General features: G+C 68.9%; 23 protein-coding genes and 8 pseudogenes. 14 read left to right on the top strand and 17 right to left on the bottom strand.

Annotation, left to right across the window (positions count from 1 at the left end):
• From ACIQFZ_RS32875 to ACIQFZ_RS32865, 3 genes and pseudogenes are all read left to right on the top strand, one after another.
• Nucleotides 1-219, top strand: a 219-nt coding sequence (locus tag ACIQFZ_RS32875; protein WP_383061740.1) for a hypothetical protein, incomplete at its 5' end; no start/stop codon positions are given.
• A 142-nt stretch (nt 220-361) separates the two neighbouring features.
• A pseudogene (locus ACIQFZ_RS32870) lies at nt 362-994 on the top strand (helix-turn-helix domain-containing protein); the annotation flags it as partial.
• Nucleotides 995-1,277: 283 nt separating this feature from the next.
• Nucleotides 1,278-2,387, top strand: coding sequence for a PP2C family protein-serine/threonine phosphatase (locus tag ACIQFZ_RS32865; RefSeq protein ID WP_376652226.1), 1,110 nt, complete (start codon nt 1,278-1,280; stop codon nt 2,385-2,387).
• 34 nt (nt 2,388-2,421) lie between these two features.
• Here ACIQFZ_RS32865 and ACIQFZ_RS32860 read toward each other — a convergent pair whose 3' ends face one another.
• Together ACIQFZ_RS32860 and ACIQFZ_RS32855 are read right to left on the bottom strand one after the other, a co-directional pair.
• Nucleotides 2,422-3,621, bottom strand: coding sequence for an RNA-guided endonuclease InsQ/TnpB family protein (locus ACIQFZ_RS32860; protein WP_402692937.1), 1,200 nt, complete (start codon nt 3,619-3,621; stop codon nt 2,422-2,424).
• A gap of 225 nt (nt 3,622-3,846) precedes the next feature.
• Nucleotides 3,847-4,350, bottom strand: a complete 504-nt coding sequence (locus ACIQFZ_RS32855; RefSeq protein ID WP_376652227.1) for a hypothetical protein — start codon at nt 4,348-4,350, stop codon at nt 3,847-3,849.
• A 66-nt stretch (nt 4,351-4,416) separates the two neighbouring features.
• On the opposite strand from ACIQFZ_RS32855, the pseudogene ACIQFZ_RS32850 reads away from it, so the two are divergent.
• The 3 pseudogenes from ACIQFZ_RS32850 to ACIQFZ_RS32840 form a co-directional block, all read left to right on the top strand.
• A pseudogene (locus ACIQFZ_RS32850) lies at nt 4,417-4,787 on the top strand (transposase); the annotation flags it as partial.
• 52 nt (nt 4,788-4,839) lie between these two features.
• Nucleotides 4,840-6,518 (top strand): annotated as a pseudogene (locus ACIQFZ_RS32845) (ISAzo13 family transposase); the annotation flags it as partial.
• 3 nt (nt 6,519-6,521) lie between these two features.
• A pseudogene (locus ACIQFZ_RS32840) lies at nt 6,522-6,708 on the top strand (IS701 family transposase); the annotation flags it as partial.
• Between the two features lie 156 nt (nt 6,709-6,864).
• On the opposite strand, the gene ACIQFZ_RS32835 reads toward ACIQFZ_RS32840, so the two are convergent.
• Nucleotides 6,865-7,197 carry a transposase gene (locus tag ACIQFZ_RS32835; RefSeq protein ID WP_402692932.1) on the bottom strand — a complete coding sequence of 111 codons (333 nt, stop codon included), beginning with the start codon at nt 7,195-7,197 and terminating at the stop codon, nt 6,865-6,867.
• Nucleotides 7,198-7,276: 79 nt separating this feature from the next.
• Between ACIQFZ_RS32835 and ACIQFZ_RS32830 the strand changes: the two genes are divergently transcribed.
• From ACIQFZ_RS32830 to ACIQFZ_RS32820, 3 genes are all read left to right on the top strand, one after another.
• Nucleotides 7,277-7,714, top strand: a complete 438-nt coding sequence (locus ACIQFZ_RS32830) for a hypothetical protein (protein ID WP_402692931.1) — start codon at nt 7,277-7,279, stop codon at nt 7,712-7,714.
• A 437-nt stretch (nt 7,715-8,151) separates the two neighbouring features.
• The gene (locus tag ACIQFZ_RS32825; RefSeq protein WP_402692930.1) at nt 8,152-8,400 is read left to right on the top strand and encodes a diguanylate cyclase domain-containing protein; all 249 of its coding nucleotides are present in this window, start codon (nt 8,152-8,154) and stop codon (nt 8,398-8,400) included.
• 512 nt (nt 8,401-8,912) lie between these two features.
• Nucleotides 8,913-9,083 (top strand): hypothetical protein, encoded by a 171-nt coding sequence (locus ACIQFZ_RS32820; RefSeq protein WP_365435578.1) that lies wholly within the window; start codon nt 8,913-8,915, stop codon nt 9,081-9,083.
• Nucleotides 9,084-9,111: 28 nt separating this feature from the next.
• Here the strand turns inward: ACIQFZ_RS32820 and ACIQFZ_RS32815 are convergent, their stop codons facing one another.
• The 3 genes and pseudogenes from ACIQFZ_RS32815 to ACIQFZ_RS32805 form a co-directional block, all read right to left on the bottom strand.
• Entirely contained in the window at nt 9,112-10,149 is a 1,038-nt protein-coding gene (locus ACIQFZ_RS32815) for a DUF4190 domain-containing protein (protein WP_402692929.1), read from the bottom strand.
• Nucleotides 10,150-10,476: 327 nt separating this feature from the next.
• Nucleotides 10,477-10,572 (bottom strand): annotated as a pseudogene (locus ACIQFZ_RS32810) (DNA-binding response regulator); the annotation flags it as partial.
• 424 nt (nt 10,573-10,996) lie between these two features.
• Nucleotides 10,997-12,387 (bottom strand): annotated as a pseudogene (locus tag ACIQFZ_RS32805) (IS1380 family transposase).
• A gap of 872 nt (nt 12,388-13,259) precedes the next feature.
• Between ACIQFZ_RS32805 and ACIQFZ_RS32800 the strand changes: the two are divergent.
• Entirely contained in the window at nt 13,260-14,069 is an 810-nt protein-coding gene (locus ACIQFZ_RS32800; protein ID WP_402692928.1) for a DUF1963 domain-containing protein, read from the top strand.
• A gap of 247 nt (nt 14,070-14,316) precedes the next feature.
• On the opposite strand, the gene ACIQFZ_RS32795 is transcribed toward ACIQFZ_RS32800, so the two are convergent.
• The 3 genes and pseudogenes from ACIQFZ_RS32795 to ACIQFZ_RS32785 form a co-directional block, all read right to left on the bottom strand.
• Nucleotides 14,317-14,595 carry a hypothetical protein gene (locus ACIQFZ_RS32795; protein WP_365435572.1) on the bottom strand — a complete coding sequence of 93 codons (279 nt, stop codon included), beginning with the start codon at nt 14,593-14,595 and terminating at the stop codon, nt 14,317-14,319.
• A 112-nt stretch (nt 14,596-14,707) separates the two neighbouring features.
• Nucleotides 14,708-14,926: a hypothetical protein gene (locus ACIQFZ_RS32790; RefSeq protein WP_402692927.1), complete on the bottom strand. Its 219-nt coding sequence runs from the start codon at nt 14,924-14,926 to the stop codon at nt 14,708-14,710.
• A 164-nt stretch (nt 14,927-15,090) separates the two neighbouring features.
• A pseudogene (locus ACIQFZ_RS32785) lies at nt 15,091-15,995 on the bottom strand (IS3 family transposase); the annotation flags it as partial.
• Between the two features lie 320 nt (nt 15,996-16,315).
• Here ACIQFZ_RS32785 and ACIQFZ_RS32780 point away from each other — a divergent pair.
• From ACIQFZ_RS32780 to ACIQFZ_RS32770, 3 genes are all read left to right on the top strand, one after another.
• Nucleotides 16,316-16,627, top strand: a complete 312-nt coding sequence (locus ACIQFZ_RS32780; RefSeq protein ID WP_365438339.1) for a hypothetical protein — start codon at nt 16,316-16,318, stop codon at nt 16,625-16,627.
• 269 nt (nt 16,628-16,896) lie between these two features.
• Complete coding sequence (locus ACIQFZ_RS32775) at nt 16,897-17,493, top strand: TetR/AcrR family transcriptional regulator (protein WP_402692926.1); 597 nt, start codon at nt 16,897-16,899, stop codon at nt 17,491-17,493.
• Entirely contained in the window at nt 17,490-17,858 is a 369-nt protein-coding gene (locus tag ACIQFZ_RS32770; RefSeq protein WP_402692925.1) for a DoxX family protein, read from the top strand. Before ACIQFZ_RS32775 ends, ACIQFZ_RS32770 begins: the two co-directional genes overlap by 4 nt.
• A 70-nt stretch (nt 17,859-17,928) precedes the next feature.
• On the opposite strand, the pseudogene ACIQFZ_RS32765 reads toward ACIQFZ_RS32770, so the two are convergent.
• The 4 genes and pseudogenes from ACIQFZ_RS32765 to ACIQFZ_RS32750 all read right to left on the bottom strand — a co-directional run.
• Nucleotides 17,929-18,054, bottom strand: a pseudogene (locus ACIQFZ_RS32765) (AAA family ATPase); the annotation flags it as partial.
• Between the two features lie 300 nt (nt 18,055-18,354).
• On the bottom strand, nt 18,355-20,697 hold the full coding sequence (locus ACIQFZ_RS32760) for a SpoIIE family protein phosphatase (protein WP_402692924.1): 2,343 nt from the start codon (nt 20,695-20,697) through the stop codon (nt 18,355-18,357).
• A gap of 263 nt (nt 20,698-20,960) precedes the next feature.
• On the bottom strand, nt 20,961-21,149 hold the full coding sequence (locus tag ACIQFZ_RS32755) for a hypothetical protein (protein WP_402692923.1): 189 nt from the start codon (nt 21,147-21,149) through the stop codon (nt 20,961-20,963).
• 189 nt (nt 21,150-21,338) lie between these two features.
• Nucleotides 21,339-22,448 carry a PP2C family protein-serine/threonine phosphatase gene (locus ACIQFZ_RS32750; protein ID WP_402692922.1) on the bottom strand — a complete coding sequence of 370 codons (1,110 nt, stop codon included), beginning with the start codon at nt 22,446-22,448 and terminating at the stop codon, nt 21,339-21,341.
• 486 nt (nt 22,449-22,934) lie between these two features.
• Between ACIQFZ_RS32750 and ACIQFZ_RS32745 the strand changes: the two genes are divergently transcribed.
• The gene (locus tag ACIQFZ_RS32745; protein ID WP_402692936.1) at nt 22,935-24,137 is read left to right on the top strand and encodes an RNA-guided endonuclease InsQ/TnpB family protein; all 1,203 of its coding nucleotides are present in this window, start codon (nt 22,935-22,937) and stop codon (nt 24,135-24,137) included.
• Between the two features lie 34 nt (nt 24,138-24,171).
• On the opposite strand, the gene ACIQFZ_RS32740 is transcribed toward ACIQFZ_RS32745, so the two are convergent.
• From ACIQFZ_RS32740 to ACIQFZ_RS32725, 4 genes are all read right to left on the bottom strand, one after another.
• On the bottom strand, nt 24,172-24,705 hold the full coding sequence (locus ACIQFZ_RS32740) for a TetR/AcrR family transcriptional regulator (protein WP_402692935.1): 534 nt from the start codon (nt 24,703-24,705) through the stop codon (nt 24,172-24,174).
• Between the two features lie 22 nt (nt 24,706-24,727).
• Nucleotides 24,728-25,564, bottom strand: a complete 837-nt coding sequence (locus ACIQFZ_RS32735; RefSeq protein WP_402692921.1) for an alpha/beta fold hydrolase — start codon at nt 25,562-25,564, stop codon at nt 24,728-24,730.
• 105 nt (nt 25,565-25,669) lie between these two features.
• Nucleotides 25,670-25,834 carry a hypothetical protein gene (locus ACIQFZ_RS32730; RefSeq protein ID WP_402692920.1) on the bottom strand — a complete coding sequence of 55 codons (165 nt, stop codon included), beginning with the start codon at nt 25,832-25,834 and terminating at the stop codon, nt 25,670-25,672.
• 64 nt (nt 25,835-25,898) lie between these two features.
• Nucleotides 25,899-26,222, bottom strand: a complete 324-nt coding sequence (locus ACIQFZ_RS32725; RefSeq protein ID WP_402692919.1) for a hypothetical protein — start codon at nt 26,220-26,222, stop codon at nt 25,899-25,901.
• Nucleotides 26,223-26,246 lie beyond the last annotated feature (24 nt).

Raw genomic sequence — 26,246 nt, 5'->3', positions numbered from 1 at the left:
CGGACGGCCGCCGACTGCGCTGTCGGCGAGTCGGCGTACGTACCGGCTGTGCACCCGGACCGACGCCGTCCCACACGCGGGACACGCAGCCCGCTCCGCAGCCGTCCGAGCCCGCACGACCACCAACTCGCCGTCGGGTATGACACTTTCGACCACAACACCTTCGACCCGGTGGAACCACAGGTCCTGGAAGAGGACATCACCCACGGCCGTTCATGATCGCGGTTGTGGTGACCCTCCGTGGCCCCAGCACGGAAAGTGATCCAGAACCTGAAAACTGACCGCTGATCGGCGGATGAACGGTGACCCACCTCGCGATCTCCTGATCATCGTGATCTTCATCGAGGGTCAGGAGGAGAGGGTGATTTCCGTGGAGGACTGGGCTGAGATCCGTCGGCTGCACCGGGCCGAGCAGATGCCGATCCGGGCGATTGCCCGGCACCTGGGCATCTCGAAGAACACGGTGAAACGCGCCCTGGCGAGCGACCGGCCACCGGTCTACCAGCGCCCGCTGAAGGGCTCGGCGGTGGACGCGTTCGAGCCCGTCATCCGCGAACTGCTGAAACAGACCCCGACGATGCCCGCCACGGTGATCGCCGAGCGGATCGGCTGGAACCGCGGACTGACCATCCTGAAGGAACGCGTACGCGAGCTCCGGCCCGCCTATCTGCCTGCCGATCCGGTCTCCCGGACGGTCTATGAGCCGGGCGAGCTCGCGCAGTGCGACCTGTGGTTCCCGCCGGTAGACATCCCGCTCGGCTACGGGCAGGCCGGCCGGCCGCCCGTGCTGGTCATGGTGTCCGGCTATTCACGGGTGATCACGGCGCGGGTGCTGCCCACGCGGCAGACCAGTGACCTGATCGACGGTCACTGGCGTCTGCTGACCGGCTGGCGAGCCGTGCCGAAGACGCTGGTGTGGGACAACGAGACGGGCATCGGCAAGGGCAGGCTGACCAGTGAGTTCGCCGCCTTCGCGGGCCTGCTCGCCACCCGGGAAGGAGGTGGAGGAGCATTTCTCCGCCTGCTGACGGCTGGGCTCACCGTCTCTGCGCCGGTCGGCGAGTCCAGCATCGCCTGAGCCCTGCCCGTGCCGAATGTGGTTCGGCGCTCAGACTGCGGCGCACGCCTCGGTGAGGTCGTCGGCGAGGACCTCCGGGCATGCCAATCGATCACCGTTCGTGTGTAGCCGCCCTTGGGCCTACAACATCATGAGCGAGCTGTGACTCCCCGCTCGTATCGTGAAAAGAGACAGAGCTGCGGGGCAAGGCAGGCAGGTCATGAAGGTACCGGCGGTCGACTACGCGGCGGTGTTCCAGGCCCTTCCCGGGGCGGTGGCGCTGGTGACCCCGCAGCTGATCTACGCGGACGCCAACGCGGAGTTCTTGCGCCTCCGGGGCCTTGTCCGCGAGCAGGTGGTCGGTCGCTTCGTGCCCGAGGACCACCCCGAAAAGGACCCCGCCGAGCCTCTCCTGCTCAGAGTCCTGGCGTCACTGCGCCAGGCGGCGGGCACCGGTGAGCGCAGCATCGTGGCGTTGCAGCGCTACGACAGGGAGGACCCCGACCAGCCCGGAGTGTGGCACGAGCGGTACTTGAACATGACCAACGTCCCCGTGTTCGGATCTGATGGACGGGTGACGCTGCTGCTGCACCGGGTGGAGGACGTCACCGAACTCATCCGCGCCCGTGAAGTCGCGCTGACCTTGCAAGAAGCCATGCTGCCCGCTCCTCGCCCGGTCGGTCGGCATCCGGCGGCCGTACGCTACCGGCCCGCCGCCGAAGCACTGAACGTGGCCGGCGACTGGTACGACCTGGTCGACCTGCCCGGCGATCGCATCGCCGTTGCCGTCGGCGACGTCGTCGGCCACGGCCTGCCCGCCGCCGGTGTCATGGGACAACTGCGCAGCGCCCTCAGCGCCGCCTCCCTCGTCGCCGAAGGCCCCGCCCGCGCCCTGGAAGCCCTCGGGTTGTACGCCCGCACCGTCGACGGTGCCGAGAACACCACCGTGGCCACGGCAGTCATCGACTGGGAGACCCGCACCATCACCTACAGCAGCGCCGGCCACCCCCCACCTGGGCTCCTGCAGAGGGACGGGACCGTCGAGTTCCTGGACCAGGCCACCGACCCGCCACTGGCCGCCCGCCCTGAACACGCCCCCCGGATCCAGGCTGTCGCGGCCTTCCGCGAGGGCGCCGTTCTCGTGCTCTACACCGACGGCCTGATCGAACGCCGCGGCGAAGACATAGACACCGGCCTCGCCCGGCTCGCCGACTCCCTGGCCCGCCACCAGGCAGACGACCCCGAAGCCCTCGCCGACGCCGTGCTCAACGACCTACTGCCACCCGGTGACGCCACCGACGACACCGCCCTGGTCATCGTGCGCCTTTGACTGCTCCCTCGCCTGAAGGCGGGGGATTCCTGGCTCAGGCAGCCCCCTGGAGCAGCGCTCCAGAAGGTCTTACGCCCTCAGCACCAGCCGGGGTCAGACCAGCCCGGACGAGCATCACGGATGCGGAGTTCTTGTCTCTCGGCGAGACGGCTCCGCACGCGGTGCACGTGTAGGTACGTTCCGAAAGGAGAAGTGCGTGCTTGGCTCTCGCACCGCACCGTGCGCAGTCCATCGTGGTGTGCGCGGAGTTGACCAAGTACACGGCCCGGCCGTGCTTGCGGCCCATCTCGACCAGGGCCTTCTTCGTGGCGCCGATCGCCGCGTCGGCTGCCTTGCGGGCCATCGAGGACTTGGCGAGGAACGTCGGGCGGAAGTCCTCCACCGCGATGGCATCGTGTTCGCGGACCACTGCCTTGGCCCACTTGCGGCCGGTGTCCTGCCGCTGCCGGGCGATCTTCTGGTGCAGCTTCGCGGCCTGCCGCTGCGCCTTGCGGTAGCCCTTCGAGGCGGCCTGGCCCCTGTGCGGCTTCCGGCGGGACATCATCCGCTGGTAGCGGGCCAGCTTCCCCGCGGCCTTCCTCCCGTGCTGCGGATGCGGCAGATCGTGGGCATCGGACGTGGTGGTCGCGAGCTCCTTCACACCCCAGTCGATGCCGATCACCGCGCCGGTGCGCGGGAGCGGCTGCACCTCGGCCGGAAGGACAAAGCTCGCGTACCAGTGGCCGACGCTGTCGCGGTACACGCGCACCGACGACGCCTCGGCCGGAAGCTGCCGCGACCACACCACCGTCAGGCTGATGCCGCCCGCCAGGTGCAGCCGCCCCTCCTTGAGCCGGAAGCCGCGCCGCGTGTAGTTCAGGCTCGGCCGGCAGTCCTTGAGCTTCTTGCGCCCGGGCATCCCCACGCGCCGGCGCATCGGCAGCCCCGCCTTGATGTCCTTCAACGCCTTCGCGCGGGACCTGCCGAAGTCCCGGATGATCTGCTGCTGCGGAACCGAGGAGCCCTCGCGCAGCCAGGCGTTGCCGGCGCGGGCCTCGGTCAACATCTTGTCCAGCCGCGCCGGACCGCACATCTCACCATCGGCGAACGCCTTCTTGGACCGGGCAACGCACTCGTTCCAGATCCAACGGCAGCGCCCCCACTCGCCAATCAGCAACCTCTCGGCGGTGACGGACACACGCAGCCGGTAGACGTACCGGGCACACCCGGCGTCCACCGTCTCCTCCTGCCGCATCGTCACGAGCGCCAACCTATCGGCGTCATACGACAGTCGACGCCGGATCGCCTGTCGGCGAAACGGCATTCCCTGTCCCGCTCCGCGGGAGACCGAATCGAGCTGGAAGTGTCCAAGATTTCGAGCCCGCCCCCTGCGTTCTGGGTTGCCGTCCTTCCGCAGGGGCCGAGCCCCGACCTGTGGAGGTCCCCTTGAGCCTCGCTCACTGCTGGCTCGTAGAGTCGATCAGCCGGTGCTGGACCTGTGCACGGCCTGTTCCCAGAGGTCCAGCCCCGCGCGGAGGAGTTCGCGCACGGCCGCGGTCTCCTCCGCCGTCCAGGCTCCCTCGCCAGCGGTCGGTTCGAGAGCTTCGCCGCCGAAGATCTTTTCGTAGGCACTGTCGTGGACCGGTCCTTGGGAGGGAAGGGGTGGGCCGGCCTTCAGACTGTGGGAGAGGTCTTCGAAGAAGTTCCACGCGTCCAGCAGCAGTCCTGCCGGGACCGAGCCAAGGCCAGGGTGCTCGACCCACCGCCGTACGAGGCCCAGATCGAGAGTGCCTTCGTCCTCCCGGACGAGCTCCAAGCCGTTGCGATCACAGTATTCCTGCAGCGTCTTGAGGTCATGGAACGCAAGGAGCCTTCCGAGTTCGTCAACGACGAGCTCATCGGGGGCATCGTCCTCTCCGGGCCGCCAGATCAGCGTCAGGTCGCCTCTCCTGGTCGCGATTGGGTACGGATAATAGTCAGCCATGCGGGGTCTCCCTGGTGCTGCGGCGGCACTTGCCACGTGGGTCATCCTGCCTGCAATGATCGTCGCGTGGTGACTTCGGATCAGGTGGCGCTGTGGAGTGTGGAGTTGGCAGGTCCGGGGACGCGTATCGCTGGGTGTTTCGAGCGGTCGGAGCCGCGGGCGACGGCGGTCGCTTATGTGAGGGGGCTGCTGGCGGACGTGCCGCGCAAGAACGGGGGCAGTTGGCTGAGCAGGCCGGTGCCGCGACGCCCTGGTCGACGCAGCGGCTACTGGGGGCATCCCGCTGGGATGAGGACGGGGTCCGCGATGTGGTGCTGTCCTATGTGGTCGAGCATCTGGGGGAGGCCGACGCGGTGCTGGTCCTGGATGAGACGGGGTTCTTGAAGAAGGGCAGCCGGTCGGCGGGCGTTCAGTGGCAGTACACGGGCACGGCGGGGGCTTGTATTTCAATTACTGCTTGCTCAGGTGGAGTTGGTGGGAGGGTGGACCATGACTGTGTGTCCGCCCGTTGCCGCGTTACGGGCAAAGTTCGATCGGATCCTGCCGCATCTCGATGAGCGCCGCCGTCGGCGCTACTTGGCCAGCGAGGCTGCGGCCATCGGCCACGGTGGGATCACGCTGGTGGCTGCTGCTTCCGGAGCCAGCACCGCCACCGTCGCTCGGGGCGTCACGGAACTGGCCGGAGACCCGGTGCCAACGAGGAGGGTCCGGGCTCCGGGAGCTGGCCGTAAGCCGCTGACGGTCACCGACCCCGGCCTGCTGTCGGCGCTGGAGGCGTTGATAGAGCCACACACCCGGGGTGATCCCGTCTCCCCGTTGCGATGGACCACCCTGTCGCTGCGTGCCCTCGCCTCAACCCTCACGTCACAGGGCCATCGGGTCAGCGCCGCAACCGTCGGGCGCCTGCTGCACAAGCTGGGCTACAGCCTGCAGGGCACAGTCAAGACCACCGAAGGCGCCAGCCACCCGGATCGCGATGCCCAGTTCGCCCACCTGAACGCGACGGCCACCGCCTGCCTCGACGACGGGCAGCCGGTGATCAGTGTCGACACCAAGGCCAAGGATTGGCTTGGCAACCGTGACCGGCCTGGCCGCACCTGGCGGCCGGGCAAGGACCCGATCAGGGTCGACTGCCACACCTTCACCACCAGCGACCAGCCGGTGGCCATTCCCTACGGGATCTACGACATCGCTACCAACACCGGCTGGGTCAACGTCGGGACCGACCACGACACCGCCGAGTTCGCGGTGGAATCCATAAGCCGCTGGTGGCAGCGCCGCGGGCGGGTCGACCACCCGGACGCCACCCGCTTGCTGATCAACGCCGACGCCGGCGGTTCCAACGATCCCCGCCGCTGGACCTGGAAGAAACACCTGGCCGCCTTCGCCCTCGCGAGCGGACTGGAGATCACGGTCTGCCACCTTCCGCCAGGCACGTCGAAATGGAACAAAATCGAACACCGGATGTTCTGCCACATCACCGCGAACTGGCGGGGCCGGCCGCTGACCAGCTACCAGGTCGTCATCGAAACCATCGCCGCGACGACCACCCGGAGCGGGCTGACCATCGGCGCCGAGCTAGACACCGGCAGCTACTGCCTGGGCACCACCGTATCCGCCGCCGAGTTCCACGCTCTACCGATCACACCCAATGCGTTCCACGGCGACTGGAACTACACCGTGGCCCCCGTCTCACCCCAAACCCCACAGACGCCGGCGGCCATCCCGCGGATCGACCCCGCCCTGACCACGATGCTCAGCGATCCGGCCCTCACCGGCATGCCACGGTCTGACTTCGAACGCCTGGTGACAGCCTCGGAGCCGTACTGGGATGCTCTGGCCGAGGCGGCCTTTCAGCGGCGCTTCCACCGCCCGCGCAGCTACCTCCACCCGCAGACCAGCAGTCTGGACCACTACCACCGCCTCCAGGCGGCGCTGTTACGCCGCCGCAGGGCAATCACCAGCACCTTCCTGGCCCAACTGCTGGGGGTCGGCCGCACCAACCTGTCCAACCAGTTCCAGGACGGGCACCGCCTTCTGGACCTGCACCGCGTTGTCGTCACACCGCTTCCCGGATCGCCCGCCCGCACCCTGGAACAGATCCGAGCCCGCTTGTCCGACGAGGACCACCCAGCAGATCCACTCTGACAGTTATTCAGGAACGAGCCCCGGGGCGGACTGAGAACTGCCAGGTGGGGGTGTTCCTGGGCCACGCGTCCGCGCGCGGGCGAGTGCTGCTTGACGCGGCCGGGGCACCGTTCGCGTGGGTGGCCGCGGATGCCGGTCTACGGTCAGCATCCGGGTCTGCGGGAGTGGTGCGAGGCGAAGTCCCTGCGGTATGCGATGGCGGTCCCGTCGCACTTCAAGGTCATGGAAGCGACGGATCGTGCTTGTGCTGGGCGTGGGTGCAGTGCTCGGTGGCGTGGGCTTCTGGACGGTAGTCGGCGCGAGCCGTCGGAAGCACCACACCGACAAGGAAGGGGTGGAGAAATACTTCCCGGCACCAGCTGTCCTTCAGCTGAAGCCGGACAAGGTGGCCGCGTTGCTGGCCAATGGGGGCTTCGACGCGGCGGTCGCTTTTCCCAGCACCTCGATCGTCTGTTCCATCTCGCGGACCTTGCGCCGCAGGCGAACCAGTTCCTCCCGCTCGGCCGTGGTCAACGCTCCCGCGGGCCCCTGGCCGCGGTCGGTCTTGTCCTGGTTGACCCAGTTCCGCAGTCCCTCGGGGCTGACGCCGATCTCCCGGGCGACCTCGGTGACCGTCTTGCCCGACGAGTACACCAGCGCGACCGCGTCGCGCTTGAACTCGGCCGTGTACCGCTTGCTCGTGTTGCTCTTCTTGCTCACTACCTGGAACTGCTTCCTCCGGGACCGTCCGTCCCAGTATCAGGCTGTCCGGGCAGCGGGGGGAACTTCACTGCTCGACATGGCCCACGCCGCGGACATCCCCAGCGCCGACGGACAACGCGAGGAGGCCGAAGCGGCGGCCGCGCACCATATCTACGAGCAGTACACCGACACCCTCGGCAAGGTGATCGAGGCCTGCGACTGGAGCGGCTACCCCGCCCTACGCTCCGACGGTTTCCGCTCGTACGAGCCGTCGGCGGTGGTGTGGCTGGACGGCGGGCTGTGGCTGCACCACACCCTCCACATCAGCGAGGACGGCGCCCGCAACGTGCTCACGCTGATCACGCCGTGCACCTGCGGCCGCGGCTACGTCGACGTCCTGATCGAGAACGAAACGGACCTGCTGGCGATCCTCGCCGACCTGCGGCCCACCGGCGGCCGCACCCCACACGGCGACGCGGGCCCGTTCGGCTGCGGCAGCACCCAGCCCCTCGCCTCACCGAGCCCCTGGCGGTAACAAGCCCGGGGCGGCCGCCGCATCGGCTCAGGCGCTTCACGACCGCCCCGGACACCCGCCTCCCCGTCACAGGACGCGAGCACTTCCAGCATGCCTGACCCCGGTATTTCCCGGGCGGCAGCGATCACACAGCAAGAGGCGCACCCCCTACGCCTGGACAGCTCGGGGTGCGCCTCTCCTTTTTGTCCGTCCCCGCAGGGGCGAGAACGGAGATCCCATCATGCCCGCTCCCACCGCCTTACCGCAGCCAACGCGCAGCCTTGTCATCGCCGCGGCCGCCGTGCCGCTGACCGGCTGGGCGGTGCACGCGGTCGTGCTGCACAAGCAGCTCGCCGCTTCCCGGAAGGACCCGCTGACCGGCCTGTTGCGCCGCGACGCCTACACCGGGCCGCGCCCGCCCGATCCTCGCCCGCCACCGCGACGGCGGGGCCGTAGTCATGGTCGACGCCGACCACCTCAATGCCGTGAGCGACACGATGGGCCACGCAGCCGGCGACGCCGTCCTCGCCGCGTACGGCGCCCGGCTCACCGCCTGGGCGGGCCCACGCGCCGCCGCCGGTCGCCTCGGGGGCGACGACGCAGCACCGGATAGCGAGGTCGGTGGAGTCTCAAGGGCGAGTCAAGCGCCGCCGGGGCGCTCAGTAGCTGGTCTACTGATCAAGGGGCTCGCTGACCAGCGAGGCTGAGGAAGCCACGGCACTGAACAGTTCAGATGCCGTGGGCTTCCGTCATTGTTGGTCGGCGTCGGGTGACCTCGCATGGCCCGGAGACGGCCCGGAGACGGCCCGGACATCGCACCGGGCCTCCGCTGTGGGCTGGGTCCGCGGGGGCCTGCCCGGCACCTCCGCACGCTTCGACGGCATCGTCACCCACCGCCTCAAGGACGGAGGGCTGGCCTTCGCTTTCGAGGCCGCACTCGACAGCCTCGAAAGCGAAGAGCTCAGTCACCGGCCTACCGGCTACGAAAACCTCCGCCGGGTCCTGAAGGACTGGGCCATATCATCGGAAACCTGGCAGACATGGATCGTCCACCCCGGGCTCATCCGGGCTGCGGGTTCAGGGAGGACACGAACCCCACCACGATCCCGAACCAGCACCGGCCCACGTCAGGGGCAGACAGAAGCATCCCCAGCGCGCCACGGGATTTACCACGCCCCCGGCGCACCGAAGGTGCGCCGGATCGCTGACCAGCAAGTATGTGCAGACAGCCCCAGATAACACCTGGGACGACGTCCAGGCGGAACTGTGCGACGTGGTGATCACGTCCCTGGTGGCCCTGCGCACACTGACCCCTCAGGCACGGGAGTTCTTCACCCGGCACCTGTCGGAGGTCACGCGGTACTCGCTGGGGGCGGGCGGGGAGGCCTGAGGGCCGGCGAGCCTGCCCGGCGAACGGCTCACCCAGCGGCCGTGCCCCGAAGCGCCGGTGTCGGCAAGGCTGGTGGCAGGGGAAGGTCCAGCAGACCGCGTATCTGGCGGACGTGCGGGTCCGGGTTGTGCTGATCCAGGGATCGCAGATGCTCTTCGAAGGTGTCCGCATCGCGTGCCTCGGCCGCCTGCCGCAGGAGCGGCAGCCCCGCTTCGAGCTCCGCCACGAGCTGCTCGGTCGGTCGCTCGGCCCCCGGCAGCTCGGCATCCTTGAGCAGCTGGATCGTCTCGGCCTGCGCCTCGGCCACCTGGCCGGCCCAGGCCTTGGCGCCGTCGAGGTCCTGCCGGAGGTCCGCCACCGGCCGGAGTGCGGATGCGAGGGTCAGCGGCTTCATGGCCGAGACGAAGGCCAGTTGGTCGGTGCTCAGGTCGGACGCGCCGCGCCGTACCGAGGTGTCCAGTTCGGCCCCGTCGAAAAGCGCCGCCCAGCACTGCACGGTGCGCTTCCCGGAAGCCCAGCCGTGCTCGTCCGGATAGTAGTAATAGGTCTGCAGATAGCCGAAGGCCACCGGATCCACCGAGTAGTCCAAGAGGAGCTTCTTGCACTGCGGCCCCGCGATCGCTCCGATCGCGTCATGGCCCGGGAAGTCGCGCTGCTCGGAGAGTGCGAAGGTGGCATACGCCTCTCCTCGATGCGACTCGTCGCACGGCACCCTTTTCACGATCGCGTTACCCAGCGGCGGTCTGTCCCGCTTCGGCAACTCCGCGCCCGGGGTGAAGCAGTCACCGACCTTCAGCAAGTGGACCGTGCTCCACCCCCGCCCCGGGACCTCACCGCTGTCGCTGGCGGAAATCGTCCACACCCTGAAGTTGAGTACCCCCGCCACGACGGCGGCGGCCAGCAGAAGAACCGCACCAGAAACGGAGATCCCGGCGATCGCGAGGCCCTTGCCCCGCTGTCCCTTCTTGGATATCTGCACCAGCGCGACAACGCCGAGGATCAGCCCCAGCGGGGCAAGACACAGCAGCGACGTCACCAGGGCCGCGACCGCGAGGCCGTTCAGCACCGGCCGAACCGGCGGCTGCGTCAAACCCCACTGCTGTCCGGGTCCGGGCGGCGGCACGGGCGGCTGGTACGGGTACGACGGCGGGGGCACGGGCGGCTGGTACGGGTACGACGGCGGGGGTGGGGGCGGGGGAATCGACACGGAATCTCTGCCTTCCTGGCTGTCTCGCCGCTCGAGCGGCCGAAAATCAGTGGGAGCAGACAAAGATCACGCCTGATTGAGCCGAACGCAAGGCTGCGGGCACTTGTCCGGCTTGCTGAAGCCGAGCAGGGTGGCCGATGCGGCTTCCCGGCCGACGAGCGGACGGCGTCCGCCGCATGCCCGGCGTCAGGGCCGGTTGAGGTAGAGGAGCACGGCCAGTACGCGGCGGTGGTCCTCCGCTGAGTTGGCCAGGCCGAGCTTGGTGAGGATCGAGCTGAGGTGGGTCCCGAGTCAAGCCGGAGAGGCGCCATCCCTCGTCAGGGCAACGGCCCCGCCGGGCACAGGACTTGCAGTCTTGTCTCATTCTTATCAGGTCGATATCAGGTCGATCTTCGCGAGCTCTGGCCACTGGATCTTTGCCGCCCTGCGGCGTGGGAGTGGTCGCTTGGGTTCACCCTGATTCGCCTTCGTCCGCCGCTGTTGGTGTCAGCCGCTGATGTCAGATTCCGTGGCCCACTTGATGGTTGCCCTAGATAGGAAGTACGGGAGCCACTCAGCCCAGATCCACCGGCTTGATTGCGATGTGATCGTTTCGGTTCGTTGGGCGGGTTGAGCTGCGGGTGGGCAGGGGCTGGCCGCTGGTCTGCCCAGCTTTTCCACGTGGTGACAGGTCTCGGGCCCTTGCGGGCGGGGTGGTTGGGGCAGGTCAGGCGGTGGGTGGGGGTGCGTGAACGGCGTCGAAGAGCCGGGTGAAGTCGTCGGCCCAGGGCCAGTGTCGGGGTAGGTGCAGGACAAGGCGGCGGGCCGAGCGGGCCAGTCTGGCGGGCACGTTGATCAGGTGGTCGCGGAGTGTGCCGGTGGTGGCGCGGGCGTGGAAGGCCGAGGCCAGGGTGCCGGCGGCGCGGGTCAGGTTGTGCGCGAGGGCAGCGAGTGCGAGCCAGGCGGCGTTTGCCTGGAAGTGGCCGGACGGGGCGTGCGCGAAGGGGCCGTTCTTGATGTCCGCGATCACCTGTTCCACGACCGCGTGGCGCCGGTGATCACGTTCAGCGTCGGCCAACGGGAGCGGGGAGTCGGTGAACGCGGCGTGGTAGCGCCAGGTCGTGAACAGCTCGCCCTGCCCCTCGGACACGTCCGCGGTGCCCAGGCGTTTGACGCGGCGGACGATCAGGCGGGCGGTGACCTGCTGTTTCTTCGGTTTGGAGGTGAAGGCGGTGTAGGTGGTCTCGGCTATCTCGGCGTCCGAGATCCAGCACTGTCCCTCCTCGTCCCACACCGCCTTCGGATACTTGATCGCCGTCCAGGCGTCCTCCGCGATGCCCGCGATGGCGGCCTTGACCGAGGCGTTCATCCGCACCGTGATGGAGAAGCGCGCGTCCAGGGCCCGGCAGGCGCCCACCGCGTCGGCGCCGTAGAACGCGGAGTCGGCCCGCACGATGACCAGCCCCACTGCGCCGCAGGCTCGGGCGGTGCGCACCGCCTCGGTGACGAACGCGGCCGCTCCGCGTGCGGAGTTGGCCGGGCCCTTGCGCAGCCTGGTGGCGGCGATCACCGGGGCGGCCAGCGGCGTGGAGACGATCCCGAGCAGCGCGTTCAGGCCCTTGACCTTGCTGTATCCGTAGCCGGCGCCCTGCTTGGCATAGCCATAGGTGCGGCGGATCGTGTCGTCGATATCGACATGGGCCACCGTTTCCGCGCCGGGCAGCAGCGGGGGTGGGCGGCCAGTGCGGGCAGGAACCGCCGTGCGAGAGCGTGCAGTTGCTTTACGTGCCCGTGGCTGAAGGAACGCAGGAATGAACCCAGCGTGGACGGCGCACGCACCCCGTCGAACAGGCGCGGCAGACCGCCGTGCCGCAGCCGGTCCATGTCGTCGATGCTGTCCGCGCCCGCCACCATGCCGCCCACCAGCGACATCACTTTCGCCGCGGGGAAGGCTCCGGTGCCGTCCTTCGACGCCGGCAGCCGCAGGTGCTCGTCGGCCAGCACGGGCAGCCCACACCGCTCGGCCAGCCGCACCACCGCAGCCAGCCCGCCGTACGCGACCAGATTCGGATCATCGAACGCGGACGAGACCGCCGCCGGACCATGGGAAGATTGCATCTCGGAAGTGCCTTGCCGATCGTGCGTGCTGGAAGCCTAGAGAACTCCCATCATCGCAGGTCACAAGGCACTTCCTCGTTTCGCGGCATCCTCCCGCAGATCACCCACCGGTGGATCCGGGCTCAGGCGCCGTCGCCGGGACGCCGAGTCTTGGCGAACGCTCCACCCCGGACCTGAAGCACCGCGCCCAGCACGATGAGCCCAAGAGCAACGGCGGAAAGATTCGCCGCCGCTTCGGAAGAGAAGCCCAGGAGCTTGGGGCCTCCGTCCAGGACGAAGCCGCCACCCATCGCTATCCAACCCCAACCAGCCCAAGGCGACCGGGCATAGGCCGCGGCTCCCCGGCCGCTCAAGGTCAACATTCCCAGAACTACGAGAAAGCAGCCGGCACCCAACATGATCCACGCAGACATGGCACCCCTCCGCGGGAAGGCTACTGCACGGGCGGAGTTTCAATGATCGAGTCAAGGGCGCATGCGGCACTCGGTCAGTTCTTCCTCAACTCTGCTTCACTGATGGGCACCTGCGCCGGTACCCGAAGTACCGTCTCTGAGCAGGGAAAGAGCCGTCGTCGATTGTCGTCATCTGTCATCGTTGAGCACCCGCGCTCGGCCCAGAGACGACCAGAGCGCGGGTGTCGCGGTGTGCCCCTCGATGCGAACTACGGGCGGGGCGGTTGTTGATGTCAGCCCGGCTGGTCAGCCCAGGCCCCGCATTGCCCTCGGCGCCTCAGCGCCGCGGTTATGTTGCGAGTCCCGTGCGGCTGGATCCAGGGGGTGTGACGAGGCGGCCGTTGTCGTATGGGGTTGTCGGTGGCACGTACTAACGTGCCCGCAGCGTCCCATCGATCTTTGTACGCTAGAGGAGCCTCGATGCCCGGAGACACACCCGAGCTGCCCGCGAAGGATCTGCGCACCCTGATACCGGAGTACGCGGGCCTTGCCCGGGAAACCACCCTCCTCAATCCGGAACCCGGCGACCCTGGCGTGCGGGAGAGCTCGCTGGGGGGCAAGCTGCTGTGGCCTGCGGACGAGCCGTGGCCGTACTGCGCGCAGGAGGACCACTGGACGTACGGGTCCGACTTGCACAACCACACCGAGATCGTCCCGGGCGCGGTGCCGATGGTGCCGATCCTTCAGCTGTTCGCCCGGGATGTGCCGGGGTTGGAGTTCCCTGAGGGGAAGGATCTGCTGCAGCTGGTGTGGTGCTCGCTGATGCATGAGCAGGATCCCAGGCTGCTGGTGATGCCGCAGCTGTACTGGCGCAACGAGGCGGAGGTCGTGGCCGGCGGGCTGCTGTCCGAGATCCCCGAGGCGAGCGAGGGGGAGTACGACGAGACCAACATGCCGGAACCATCCACGTTCTCACCGATTACCGCGGAGGACTTTCCGAGGTCGCTTGATCTACCCAAGGACATGTGGGAGACCTGGGAACCTCGTCTCCGGTTGCCGACGGGCGGCTCCATGTGGCCACCCGACTCCAACATCATCGGGACGAAGGTCGGCGGCTGGCCCGCCTGGACGCAGCCTGCCGACTGGCCGAACTGCGAGAGCGGACACCGCATGGAGCACCTTCTGACCATTACCGGCGACATACAGTTGGGCGACTGCGGCGGCGTCTACTTCTTCCATTGCCGCCAGTGCCCTGGCCTCCCGTGGGACTGGCGCTTCGACTGCCACTGACAGTTGAGGTCGGTGGAGTCTCAATGGGCGAGTCAAGCTCCATCGAGCACGATCAGTAACCGAAGAAGTGGCAGGCCGGGTCTCTGACCTACGGCCGTGTAATCGATCAACGCTGCGACCTGCGACTTAGCTGTCGGTGGTTGTCAGCTTTGGTTGTCGTTGAGCACCCCCGCACGGCCCAGAGACGGCCCGGGCGGGGGTGTCGCGGTGTGCCCTTCGATGCGAACTACGGGCGCCAAGGTTGCCATCAGCGACGCCAGTCGTCCGGTAGCTTCATACGCCTGTCGACGAGCCCGTCCTGTCCCTCTGGCCACTGGGGGAAGACGAACCGTCGCCAGGCCCGGGGGGTGATGGCGAGGAGGATGCTGCCGCCCGCCACTACCAAGCCGACTGAGACGCCCATGATGCACGCGCGGCTCAGCCAGATGTGATGGTGGTCGTCGGCCCAGGCACCGAGCAGGGCTGCGCCGAAGAAGAGTGCGATGCCGGGGGCGGCAGCGAGGGCGTAGAGGAGGCGCTGGCGCATGGGTGAATCATGACACTGGTCAAGTTTTGAGCTGTGGCCTCATCCTTATCAGGTCCATCGCTCTGTCAATGTTGGTCCGCCTCGGACGGCCCAGACACGGCCCGGGGCTAGGTCAGTGTGGTGGCTCGGGCCAGCGGTGCCGCCCCTCGGGCGGGGGCACACGGCCCGGGGGGAACATCGTCCGTCGCAGCCGCCCGGGCAGTATGGCGCGCCCCAACATCACCAGGCCGATGCCAGACGCGATGCCGCCGACGATGAAGCAGCCGGAGGACAACCAGTCCACATGCTGCTCGTCGGCCCAGTTACCAACGATCGCAGCGATGTAGAACACCAGCAGGCATCCAGCGCTGATCAAGGCGTACCACCATCGGGAAAGCACACCCCACTGTCGCATGCGGTCGGTTCGCAGGAATTGGAAGACACCCGCCGAAGCCCTCAACGACCATCTACTGTCGATCAAATAAGCCGGTGTTGCATCCACTGGTTGAACCTGGTCTGGGCGCCGTGGTCGGTGTGTATGACCGCCCCGGCGAGGCTGCCGCGGCATCGCTCGGCGGCGGCCAATGCGTCGGTGACAAGCTCGGTGCGCATGTGATCCGCGATCGCCCACCCGGCCAGGCGGCGTGAGGCGAGGTCGATGACGGTGGCCAGATAGAGGAACTTCCCGCGCTCCACAGGGAGATAAGTGATGTCGCCGACGTACTTCGTGTTCGGTTCGCTCGCGGTGAAGTCGCGGCCGATCAGGTCGGGGGCTTTGGCCGCGGCCGGGTCCGTAACCGTGGTGCGGTGCCTGCGACGCAGCCGCACTCCTGCCAGATTGATGCTCCGCATCACACGCGCGATCCGCTTGTGGTTAACGCGCTCGCCCTCCTCGCGGAGCTCGGCAGTGATCCTCGGGACCCCGTAGGTGCCGTCCGATTCACGGTGCACGGCCCGTATCCGGTTGGCCAGCCTGGCGTCGGCCGCCTGCCGGGCTGCTCGGTCCGCGGCCGTCCGGCGCCAGTAGTAGAAGCTCGAGCGGGCGATTCCAAGGATGGAACACAGCCGCTTCACGCCGAAACGGCGCTGGTGATCGGCGACGAACTGGAAGCGGTTCACCAGCGCGTCTCCCCGGCGAAATACTTCGCTGCCTTCCGCAGGATCTCGCGCTCCTCCTCCAGCTCGCGGACCTTCTTGCGCAGGGCGGCGTTCTCCGCCTCCAGCGGTGTGGGCGGCTCCGCCAGCACCTCCGCCCGGCGCCCCCGGGGCCGGCTTGCTCCGGCCGCCCGGACCCAGTTCCGCAGCGTCTCCGGATTGACCCCCAGATCAGCGGCGACCGATCTGATCGTCGCTTCGGGCCGCGACTCGTACAGCGCGACCGCGTCCGCCTTGAACTCCGGCGGATAGTGCTTCATGACCACAAGATGTCCGTTCTCAGATCCTCAAGATCCACGATCTCAAGTGTCCAAGATCCGGGGTGAAGGCTCCCCTGCGACCTGCGGTTTCCCTGGCAGCTAGCGCCGCCGGGGGACGCCTGGGAGAACAGGAGTCGGTGGGCAGTCAGAGACCTTCTGATCCGGAGGATCGGGCAACCCGTTGAGCGGGGGCTCCGCCTTCTTCCGGACTGATCGCTGACGCTCGTGATCGTCGGTCTCTGTGTGCCGTCGTTGCCGTCAACGTTGCCGTCATCTCATCGGGTCCTCGTCGCCCCGCGATCGGTACGCTTCCCGCGGAGGTGAGGATGTTCGATGCGGTGATCATCAGCGTCGGTAGTGTCATCTGCATGGCGTTTGGCGTGTGGTTCGTCGGGCGGCAGCACCACCGGCGCGCGGGCACCCGTGCGGGCTGGGGCGTCATAGCGATCGGACTGGGGCAGTTGTTTCACGCAGCCAGCTCCTTGGCCGGAAGTCGCCAGCCCCTTGGCTTCATCCTGGCTGCCTGTTGTGCAGCATTCAGCATTACTGGCTTCATTCTGGTGGTGCGCGACCGCGACATCCTCCGAAACGGCCGCGGCGGCCGGAAGCGCCGGAAGCTGCCTCCACTGCACCCGTGATGGGCAGGACTGGGCCTGCGCCACGCGCATCCACACGATCAAGCGTCGTCTTAATCGAGAAGACGCCTGCCTGGCATGTACCGCGCGCTGCCCACGCTCGTCGTCCTGCGAGACATTGAGCCCTGTTCAGATTCAGGACGTCGGCATCGCCCTGTGGTGTCACTCCGCGTGCGTGCCCACGTGCCCTCCCCGGCCCGGCGTGCCGAGTTCTGAAACCGTGCTGACCGACACTATTGCCTCGGTGTAGCCGCGCCGACTACCTTCTGAACATGTTCACTGAACGCGTTCAGGCAACTCGCGCCGAACGAAAACGGCGGACCACCACCCGCATCATCGAGGCCGCCGAAAGACTCTTCCAGGAGCGTGGCTTCCAGGGCACAACGGTGCGGCAGATCGCGGCGGAGGCGGGTGTTTCCGTGGGTGCCGTCATGGCAGTGGGGGACAAGGAGTCTCTGTTGAGCCTTGTCTACGACCAGGCCATCGCCGCCCGCATCCCCGCGCCACCGGCGGCGGAGTCCGCAGCCTCCGCAGTCGACTACCTGGCCCATTACTTCGACCCGTTCCTCGATTTGTTCGCCGAGAACGACGAACTCGCGCGCGCGTACTTCCGGACCCTGACCCGAGGTCAACCCGAGAACGCGGCCCTCGGCGCGCTGCGCACGCTGACCGAAGACAACCTCACCGCCGCGATGGTGAAGGCGGGAATACCCAACCCCCGCGCCCGGCACGGTGCGCAGGTGATGTTCACCAGCTACCTGGGGGAGCTGATGCTGCTTGCCGCGGGATCCACCGACCGGCAGCAGACGGCAACCGGGATCCGGCGCACCGCCGAATTCGTCACGGTATACGAAGAGGATGACCGATGACCCTCTCTGAACTCCCGTCTCCCGTCTGGCCAATCCTGATCCTGCTCGGGATACAGGCGGGCGACGCCGCAATGATGCTCCGTCCACCGAGATTCATCGTCGACTGCCTGGACGGCGTACGGTTCCCGCGCGACTGGTGGTGGGCGCTGATCACCCTCAAGGCGGCCTCCGTAGTGGGGCTCATCGTCGGGCTCTGGGTGTCCGGCGTCGCCATGACGACCACTGCTGCGATCGTTGTCTACTTCCTGGCGGCCGCCGCATCCCACATTCGCGCGCGAGCCTTGAACTCCGCGTTCTGGGTCAACTGCCTGGGCATGCTACTGCTGTCCCTGGCTGTGCTCATAGTGAGCTTCGTGCGGCTGTAACTCACCACGGGCGCTGTCGTTGCGACAGTGTCGGGATCGCCCTCAGGCACAAAGTCACAGGGATCCTCCATCAGTGGTTTTCGCGTTTGTCGCAGGCCTGGGGTCGGTAGGACTCGGTGCCGGTCTGGAGCAGAGTGCCGCGGAAGGTGAGGCGGTCAGCGATGGCCGCGCAGAGCCGGCGGTCGCCGAACGTCTTCTCCCTGCGGGCGGCCCTCGCGGACCCAGGAGGTCGCCTTCAGGTCGGCGACGACCTCGGCCAGGACATTACCCGTCCCTCCGCGTGCCATACCGGTCCCCGACACGATCAGCGGACGTCTGGCCACCCTCGGACGGCCCGGAGCACAGCCAGCCCACTTCCAGCGGGCTGGCTGTGCTTCCACTGACCTGGCCCGGGCACCAGGCGGTGAACGTACTGCATCCTGACGGGCTCTACGTCACCATCATGGAGTGGCAGGTTCGTGGGCTCCCGCCACGGGGTCGGCCCATCTTCGGCGCGTCAGTTGACGGGCAGCGGCTGCTCGGTCCAGATGGTCTTACCGCGGTGGGTGTAGCGGCTGCCCCAGCGTTGCGACAACTGGGCGATCAGGAACAGCCCGCGGCCGCCCTCGTCGGTCAGCCGGGCCCGGCGCAGCCGTGGCTGAGTCTGGCTCGGGTCGGAGACCTCGCAGATCAGCACCTGGTCCCTGATCAGCCTCAGGCCCACGGGGCCGCCCGCGTACCGGATGGAGTTGGTCACCAGCTCACTGGCGATCAGCTCGGTGGTGAACGCCAGCTCCTCCAGGTCCCAAGCGCTCAGCTGCGCCGTCACCATCTCCCGGGCCCGGCCCGCCGCCTCCGGATCGGCCGGGAGCTCCCAGACGGCGGTGGAGTCCGGGGGCAGGACGTGCAGCCGGGCCATCAGCAGCGCGACGTCATGGTCGGGCGCCTCGGGCAGCAGATGACGGAGCACGGTGCGTCCGGTCTCCGCCGGCGTCCGGTCCTCCTGCACGGCGGCGTCCACCTGCTCGCGGAGCTGCCGCAGCCGCTGTTTGGCGCCGTCCTCACCGTGGGCCAGCAGCTTGCCGGTGCAGAAGGCGAGCAGCGCCCCCGGTTCCATCGCCAGCTCCGCCGGCTCGAAGGGCAGACCGCCCATCCCGAGCGGCGGCCCCGGCCTGACCGCCGCGAAGCCGGCCCCCGGCCGCCCGGGGACGGACAGCACCGGCGGCGGGTGGCCCGCACTGGCGATCGTGCACACCCCGGTGATCGGGTCGTACACGGCGTAGACACATGTGGAGCCCAGGACGGTGCCCTGCCCGCGATTTGGTCCCGGCGCGGCGGCCTCCGCCGCCGACAGCCGGACGACCAGGTCGTCGAGGTGGGTCAGCAGTTCCTCGGGAGGCAGGTCCATGTCGGAGAGGGTCTGCACCGCCGTCCGCAGCCGTCCCATCGCGGCGGCGGCCTCCACGCCGTGCCCCGCCACGTCGCCCACGACGAAGGCGACCCGGCAGGAGGACAGCGGGATCACGTCGAACCACGTTCCGCCGATCCCCGTCGTGATGCCGGCCGGTAGGTAGGAGCCGGCCGTGTCCGCCGCGCTCACCCGGACGACCGCCTGCGGCAGCAGGCTGCGCTGCAGGGCCTCCGCGGTGCGGTGCTCGCGGGCGTATCGCCGTGCGTTGTCCAGGCTGATCGCGGCCCGGGAGCCGATCCGCGCCCCCAGCTCCGCGTCGTCCGGGTCGAAACGGGGCCGGTCGCCGAAGCGCCACAACACCGCCGCTCCCAGCAGCAGCCCGCGGGCCTGCAACGGCATCATCAGCAGAGATGCCGCAGCGTCGGGTAGCACCTGGCGGCGCCCCTCGACGTCGCCGGCGAGCGCGATCCGCAGTTCGGACAGGTCCGGAACGGCCAGCGCGGAGCGCCGGTAGACGAACTCCTTCTCCGGATCCCGGACTCGCAGCGAGGCCCCGACCGTGAGCAGCTCGGCCGGCCAGACGCCGCTCCTGGCAGCCACCGCTACCCGCCGTAGCGGAGCCCCGAGGGAGAAGTCACCGGGCTCCTCACCCACCAGCGCCGCCTCCGCGAGATCCACCGCCGCCAGATCGGCGTACTCGGGCACCAGCACCCCGGCCAGGCCCTCAGCGGTGCGGACGATATCCAGCGAACCCAGCAGCAGCTTCTCCGCCCCGCTGACCAGAGCCAGTCCGTGCTCCGCCTGCTTCCGCTCGGTGATGTCGCTGAAGACGACCGCCACCCCGGTACATCGGCCCTCCCGGTCCTCCAGCCGGAGCGCCGACAGGGAGACGATGCGCTCCTGCTCGGGCACGTCCCGGCGGTGCACCCGGACCACCTGGTTGGTTACCGGCTTCCCGGTCTCCGCGACCCGGCGCAGCCGCTCCGCGACGGCCTGGGCGTCCGCCGCTACCAGCACCTCGTCGAGGGCCACCCCGCCCGGCCCGGCCCCGGTACCGGCCAGCAGACCGATGGCATCCGACGGCTGGTTGGTCCGCACGATCCGCAGATCGGCGTTGTGCAGCACCAGCCCGATCTCGGTCTGCCCGAACAGCGCGCGCACCAAGGCGTCGTCCTGCTCCCGGTCCGTGGCCGTCGTCACCGGCACCGCCCGCACCAGGCACTGGGCCTCGGAACCGCCGTTCAGCGGCAGCACCTCCAGCCGGACCTGCACGGTCCGGCCGCGGCGGTGGCGCAGCGTCGCCGGGCCGCCGGGCGGGAGCAGCCCCTCGCCCGGCTCGGCAAGCAGGTCGGCGAACGGCTTGCCGATCAGCTCCCCGCCCCCTATGCCGAGCAACTCCTTGACCGCGGGCGTGCACGCCAGCATGGTCCCGCGGTTGTCCAGCACCATGACCGCTCCGTCGCTCGGCAGTCGCCCGACGACGTCGGACACAGGGTCCGCACTCGTCTGTCTCACCCCCGGACGTAGTGGTGTACTGCTTTCCATTCAACTCGCCTGCACGGGTCACCGGCATCCCGGAACGGCTGCTCGGCCGCCGGCGAGCAGAGAGCGCAAGCCCGAGTGCCTGCACCGTGTGGCGGCCGTGCACTGGTGGTGGGAGCCGGACACCGACGGGCATCCCCCTTGGCGACCTGCGCGGCGGGCGAACAAGCTCAGCCCCGCAGATAGCGCGGCTCGCTGTCAAAGGCGGACAGCCCGATCGGCGAACGGCCGAACAGCCCGTCCAGAACGGTGCGGGACACCCGCACCTCCAGCACCGCGGAAACATCCACGAGGAACGCGAGCACGCCGCCGTCGCCACCGGGCGGTTCCGGGACCGTGGTGCACCCCGCGAGCTCCACCAGGTGCCCGTCCCGGTTCCGCGCCGTGCACGGCCCCGTCGTGGCACGGCCGGCGGCGATCCGCTCCAGCAGCGACCGGGCCCCGGAGCGGACCTCCGCCGGGACGAGCAGCTCCCCCGGCTGCCTCCAGACACCGCCATCTGGTTGGAAATAGTGCTGCCCTGGTGAGCGCCGGGATCAGACATACGCTCACATCGCCGAGTCGGGTGCGTGGTCGGTTTCCATATCGAGCCGAGAAGGTGGGCGGTCAGCTGCCTCAGTAGGCGCTGGCCGACGACTGCGCTGGACGGCAATCAAGGCGGCGTCGTCGGCCAGGTGACCGCCCGCATAGGCGAGCAGGTCGGTGCGCAGGTGGTGGACCAGCGCGGAGGGGCTGTGGTGGCCCCAGTGGGCAGCGCGTTCGGCCAGTGGGTAGAAGACGCCCCGGGCGTCCCGGGCTTCGATGACCCCGTCGGTGTGCAGCAGCAGCATGTCCCCGGGCTCGAGCGCGAAGGTGTCGACGTGGTAGGCGGCGGCGGTCAGCTCGCCCAGGCCCAACGGTGGGGCGGGGCAGGCGGCGAGCAATGCGGAGACCTTCGTGCCGCGCAGTAGCAACGGGGGCGGATGTCCACAGCTGACCACGTGGATGAGCGACGACACGTCGGGAATGTCGAGGAGCGCAGCCGTGATGAAGCACTCCCCGGCCTTCTCCGCCTCGGCGGGATCGGCCAGATTCCAGCACACGCTGTGGTCCAGGTAGGCCGCGAGGTCGGGCAGCGTGGCCTGGCGGTGCGCGCCTTCCCGGAAGGCGCCCAACAGCAGGGCGGCGTCACTGATCGCGGTCAGCCCCTTGCCCATCACATCGCCAATGATCAGCCGGGTACCCGTGGGAGTGCGGACGGCCGCGTACAGGTCGCCGCCGATCAAGGACTCCTCCTGCGCCGCCAGATACACCGATCCCACCCGCAGCGGACCGATCCGCCGCGGCAGCGGCCGCAGCACCACCCGCTGCGTCGCCTCCGACACCGTCCGCACCAGAGCCAGCTCGCGGGCATGCCGCTCCCGCAGATAGCGGAAGACCGTCACGATCACCGACACCACCAGCAGGGCGATGAGCTGCGAGCCGAACGACATCGTGCCGCCCAGCAGGTGGCCGCTTTGAAGACCGATGACGACCATGCCCACCACCGCCAGGGCAGCCACCGCCCCGGTCATGAGGGTGGAGGCGAAGGACGCGGTGAGCGCGGGCGCCACGATCAGCAGCGACGGGCCCAGCGGCAGACCGTCCGGGGTCAGCACGTCGACCAGCACGATCGCCACGATCAAACCCAGCGGGAGTGCCAGCAGAGCATCACCGGCCTGCCGTGAGCGAGGGCGGTGTCCAAACCGCTGTCGCAGACGCATATTCTCTACTTACACCCTCCCGATCGGTACCGCAGGCGCAGGAACACGACGAGAGCGCGGGCCAGCGAGGCCCGATGCCACCGCGAGCAGCAGCACCCTGACGGCACACACCCGGTGACCGGTCCGCAGACGGCTGCAGACTTCTGGCGCTCTCACGCACCACGCCTGACCTGGTCCGTCGGGGCTCGGAAAACCGCTGGGTATCAGAAACAGCCGCCAAGGGCCCCAGATGTCGAAGCGGTCGACGGCGGCGGCATTCTCACCAAAAGCCTCCGAAGGATGCCGCGGCCTTCAGGCGGGGGAGGAATTCGGTCGCACCGTGGAGCGGGACAGGGAAAGCCGTTTCGCCGAGAGGCGAACCGGCGTCGACTGTCGTACGACGCCGATAGGTTGGCGTGCGTGGTGACGCAGCAGGAGGAGACGGTGGACGCCGGGTGTGCCCGGTACGTCTACCGGCTGCGTGTGTCCGTCACCGCCGAGAGGTTGCTGATTGGCGAGTGGAGGCGCTGCCGCTGGATCTGGAACGAGTGCGTCGCCCGGTCCAAGAAGGCGTTCGCCGACGGCGAGACGTGCGGCCCGGCGCGGCTGGACAAGATGCTGACCGAGGCCCGCGCCGGCAACGCCTGGCTGCGGGAGGGCTCCTCGGTTCCGCAGCAGCAGATCATCCGGGACTTCGGCAGGTCCCGCGAGAAGGCGTTGAAGGACATCAAGGCGGGGCTGCCGATGCGGCAGCGCGTGGGGATGCCCGGGCGCAAGAAGCTCAAGGACTCCCGGCCGAGCCTGAACTACACGCGGCGCGGCTTCCGGCTCAAGGAGGGGCGGCTGCACCTGGCGGGCGGCATCCGCCTGACGGTGGTGTGGTCGCGGCAGCTTCCGGCCGAGGCGTCGTCGGTGCGCGTGTACCGCGACAGCGTCGGCCACTGGTACGCGAGCTTTGTCCTTCCGGCCGAGGTGCAGCCGCTGCCGCGCACCGGGGCGGTGATCGGTATCGACTGGGGTGTGAAGGAGCTCGCGACCACCACGTCCGATGCCCACGATCTTCCGCATCCGCAGCACGGGAGGAAGGCCGCGGGGAAGCTGGCCCGCTACCAGCGGATGATGTCCCGCCGGAAGCCGCACAGGGGCCAGGCCGCCTCGACGGGCTACCGCAAGGCGCAGCGGCAGGCCGCGAAGCTGCACCGGAAGATCGCCCGGCGGCGGCAGGACACCGGCCGCAAGTGGGCCAAGGCAGTGGTCCGCGACCACGATGCCATCGCGGTGGAGGATTTCCGTCCGACGTTCCTCGCCAAGTCCTCGATGGCCCGCAAGGCGGCTGACGCGGCGATCGGCGCCACGAAGAAGGCCCTGGTCGAGATGGGCCGCAAGCACGGCCGTGCCGTGCACTTGGTCAACTCCGCGCACACCACCATGGACTGCGCACGGTGCGGTGCGAGAGCCAAGCACGCACTCCTCCTTTCGGAACGTACCTACACGTGCACCGCGTGCGGAGCCGTCTCGCCGAGAGACAAGAACTCCGCATCCGTGATGCTCGTCCGGGCTGGTCTGACCCCGGCTGGTGCTGAGGGCGTAAGACCTTCTGGAGCGCTGCTCCAGGGGGCTGCCTGAGCCAGGAATCCCCCGCCTTCAGGCGAGGGAGCAGTCAAATAGCGCGCAGGCCGTGATCGGCGAAGGCGATCAGCCACTCGAAGCTCGCGTCGATGTCGGCGCTCCACTGGAAGGCGTTGTCCGCCTGCAGCGTGGCGAAGCCGTGGCAGAGGCTGCGGAGCGTGCGCAGGGCGTGGTCCACGTCGGGCTCTGCGATCTCGTAGCCGCGCAGGACCGCCGTGAACGTGCCGAGCAGCCGCTGACTCGCGGTGGCCAGCGGATCGTCCGGGCCGGACGGTTCCATGCCGATCGTTGCGGCGTACCGGCCGGGGTGCTCCAGGACGAAGGCGCGGAAGGCGCGCGCCGCGGCCGCCAGGGCGTCGCGGCCCGCGTACCCCTGGACCGCGCCGCCGACGGAGTCGGCGGCCTCGTTCAATGCCAGGACCGCGATGCGCCGGTTGAGGTCTTCCTGGCCGCCCACGTGCTTGTACAGGGACGGGGTGCGCACGCCCACCCGCTCGGCCAGCAAACCCATCGTCAGGTTGGCGAGCCCCACCTCGTCGGCGAGGGCGGCGCCGGCCGCGACCACGGCCGCCGGGTCCAGGCCGGCCCTAGGCACGGGCGGCGTCCGATCGGAGGAAGGCGAGCATGAGCGAAACCACCTGGTCGGGGAACTGGTCGTGCGGGTAGTGCCCGGCGCCCTCGATCATCTCAAGGTGGCCGAGGCCGGACGGCAGGGCATCCACGATCGCCGACCCCTCGGCGTGCGGGTCGGCCCAGTCGGGGTCGAGCGTGCCCATCACGACCAGGACCGGGCAGCGGACGTTGCCGAGCTGCGCGCCGGCGTCGGTCGGGGTGCTGCGGCCCATGCCCTGCAGGGCCTTCATCCGGCCCGGCTCGCGCAGCAGGGAGTCGATACGGCCGAGCCGCTCTGCCCAGTCGGCCGGCTTCACGCCGGGGTAGGCCACGTCGAGGTACGAGCGCCAGAGCGGCACGCTGCCGAACGCACCCGTGCCGAGCAGCCGCAGCATGCCCTGCCGGAAGCGCTTCACCCGCAGGTCGCCGAGGCGGATTGACTGCTTGCGGGTGAACGGCGCCAACTCGACAACCGCGGTGATCAGCGAGGGCTCCTGCGCCGCGGCGATGGTGGCGGCGGCGCCGGAGATCGAGTGGCCGACGAGCATGGCCGGGCCGCCCAGGTGGCGGATCACGGCGAGCAGGTCGCCGGCGATAGCGGTGCGGCTCCAGGCCGGCCAGCCGGCGCTGGACTCGCCGCAGCCGCGCAGGTCGACCGCGGCGACCCGATGACCCGCCGCCACCAGCGGCGGGATCACAGCACGGTACGCAGCGCGGCTGTCGCCCATGCCGTGTGCGAGAACGATCAGCGGGCCGGACCCCGCCACCTCGTAAGCGATCGTGCCGCCGTCGACGGCAAGGTACTCGGTCATGACATCCCTCAGATCCTGGCTAACGTTGTTAGCTAAAAGCTAACTTTATTAGCCAACCCTGTCAATGGCGAAATCCTGTGCCGCTCGAAAAGTCGTTGCCGCAGGTCACGCGGCGTATCTGTACTCGCTGATGGGGCCGCCGAGGATCTGGGTGCGCAGCAACTTGTGGGTGCCGCCGTCCATCACGGTGGGCTGTTTCTGGGCATCGGCTGGTTGCTGGTTGCGCGCCTGGTGGGGCCGATGCTCGTTGTTGCCTCTGGTAGGCCGCAAGCACCTGCCGGGCATGCGCGCGAGGCCGGCGTTGAGGCCCCCGACCGGACGAAAGGTACATCTCCTACGCAGAAGGTATCCTCGCCTGCTGCACCGTCCACTCCCGTGTCGGATGGGCAGTGACGCCGGTGATGTGCGGGCGCCGGGTGCCGTGCTCGAGGAAGGCCAGCGCATAGAGCCGCCTGCCGTTGGTGCCGTTGCCGTTGGCCTCGTAGGCGGTCTCGCATGCACCCGCGACGGAGTCGGTCGTCTTCGTGGCCATGCCACGGGGTTCGGCCGTGTGGTCGTAGGTGTAGGTGACCGTCGAGGGGACGGAGTCGGATGTCTGGGTGATCCGGTTGAGCAGGTCGTAGCGGATTTGGGTCGCTCCGCCGTCCGCGCCGAGCAAGCAGAGACTCTCAGACTCCTCACC

Origin of the sequence: Streptomyces sp. NPDC093064, assembly GCF_044754605.1 — a bacterium.
In the GTDB taxonomy this organism is placed as follows: Bacteria; Actinomycetota; Actinomycetes; order Streptomycetales; family Streptomycetaceae; genus Streptomyces.
Note: the sequence above shows the minus strand (reverse complement) of the source record. Positions and strands in the feature narration are given on the sequence as shown.

Excerpts from the sequence above, each read along its gene's own strand:
- ACIQFZ_RS32865 (WP_376652226.1), top strand. The coding sequence starts at position 1,278 with ATGAAGGTACCGGCGGTCGACTACGCGGCGGTGTTCCAGGCCCTTCCC.
- ACIQFZ_RS32860 (WP_402692937.1), bottom strand. The coding sequence starts at position 3,621 with ATGCGGCAGGAGGAGACGGTGGACGCCGGGTGTGCCCGGTACGTCTAC.
- ACIQFZ_RS32855 (WP_376652227.1), bottom strand. The coding sequence starts at position 4,350 with ATGGCTGACTATTATCCGTACCCAATCGCGACCAGGAGAGGCGACCTG.
- ACIQFZ_RS32830 (WP_402692931.1), top strand. The coding sequence starts at position 7,277 with ATGGCCCACGCCGCGGACATCCCCAGCGCCGACGGACAACGCGAGGAG.
- ACIQFZ_RS32825 (WP_402692930.1), top strand. The coding sequence starts at position 8,152 with ATGGTCGACGCCGACCACCTCAATGCCGTGAGCGACACGATGGGCCAC.
- ACIQFZ_RS32800 (WP_402692928.1), top strand. The coding sequence starts at position 13,260 with ATGCCCGGAGACACACCCGAGCTGCCCGCGAAGGATCTGCGCACCCTG.
- ACIQFZ_RS32795 (WP_365435572.1), bottom strand. The coding sequence starts at position 14,595 with ATGCGCCAGCGCCTCCTCTACGCCCTCGCTGCCGCCCCCGGCATCGCA.
- ACIQFZ_RS32780 (WP_365438339.1), top strand. The coding sequence starts at position 16,316 with ATGTTCGATGCGGTGATCATCAGCGTCGGTAGTGTCATCTGCATGGCG.
- ACIQFZ_RS32775 (WP_402692926.1), top strand. The coding sequence starts at position 16,897 with ATGTTCACTGAACGCGTTCAGGCAACTCGCGCCGAACGAAAACGGCGG.
- ACIQFZ_RS32770 (WP_402692925.1), top strand. The coding sequence starts at position 17,490 with ATGACCCTCTCTGAACTCCCGTCTCCCGTCTGGCCAATCCTGATCCTG.
- ACIQFZ_RS32760 (WP_402692924.1), bottom strand. The coding sequence starts at position 20,697 with ATGGTGCTGGACAACCGCGGGACCATGCTGGCGTGCACGCCCGCGGTC.
- ACIQFZ_RS32735 (WP_402692921.1), bottom strand. The coding sequence starts at position 25,564 with ATGACCGAGTACCTTGCCGTCGACGGCGGCACGATCGCTTACGAGGTG.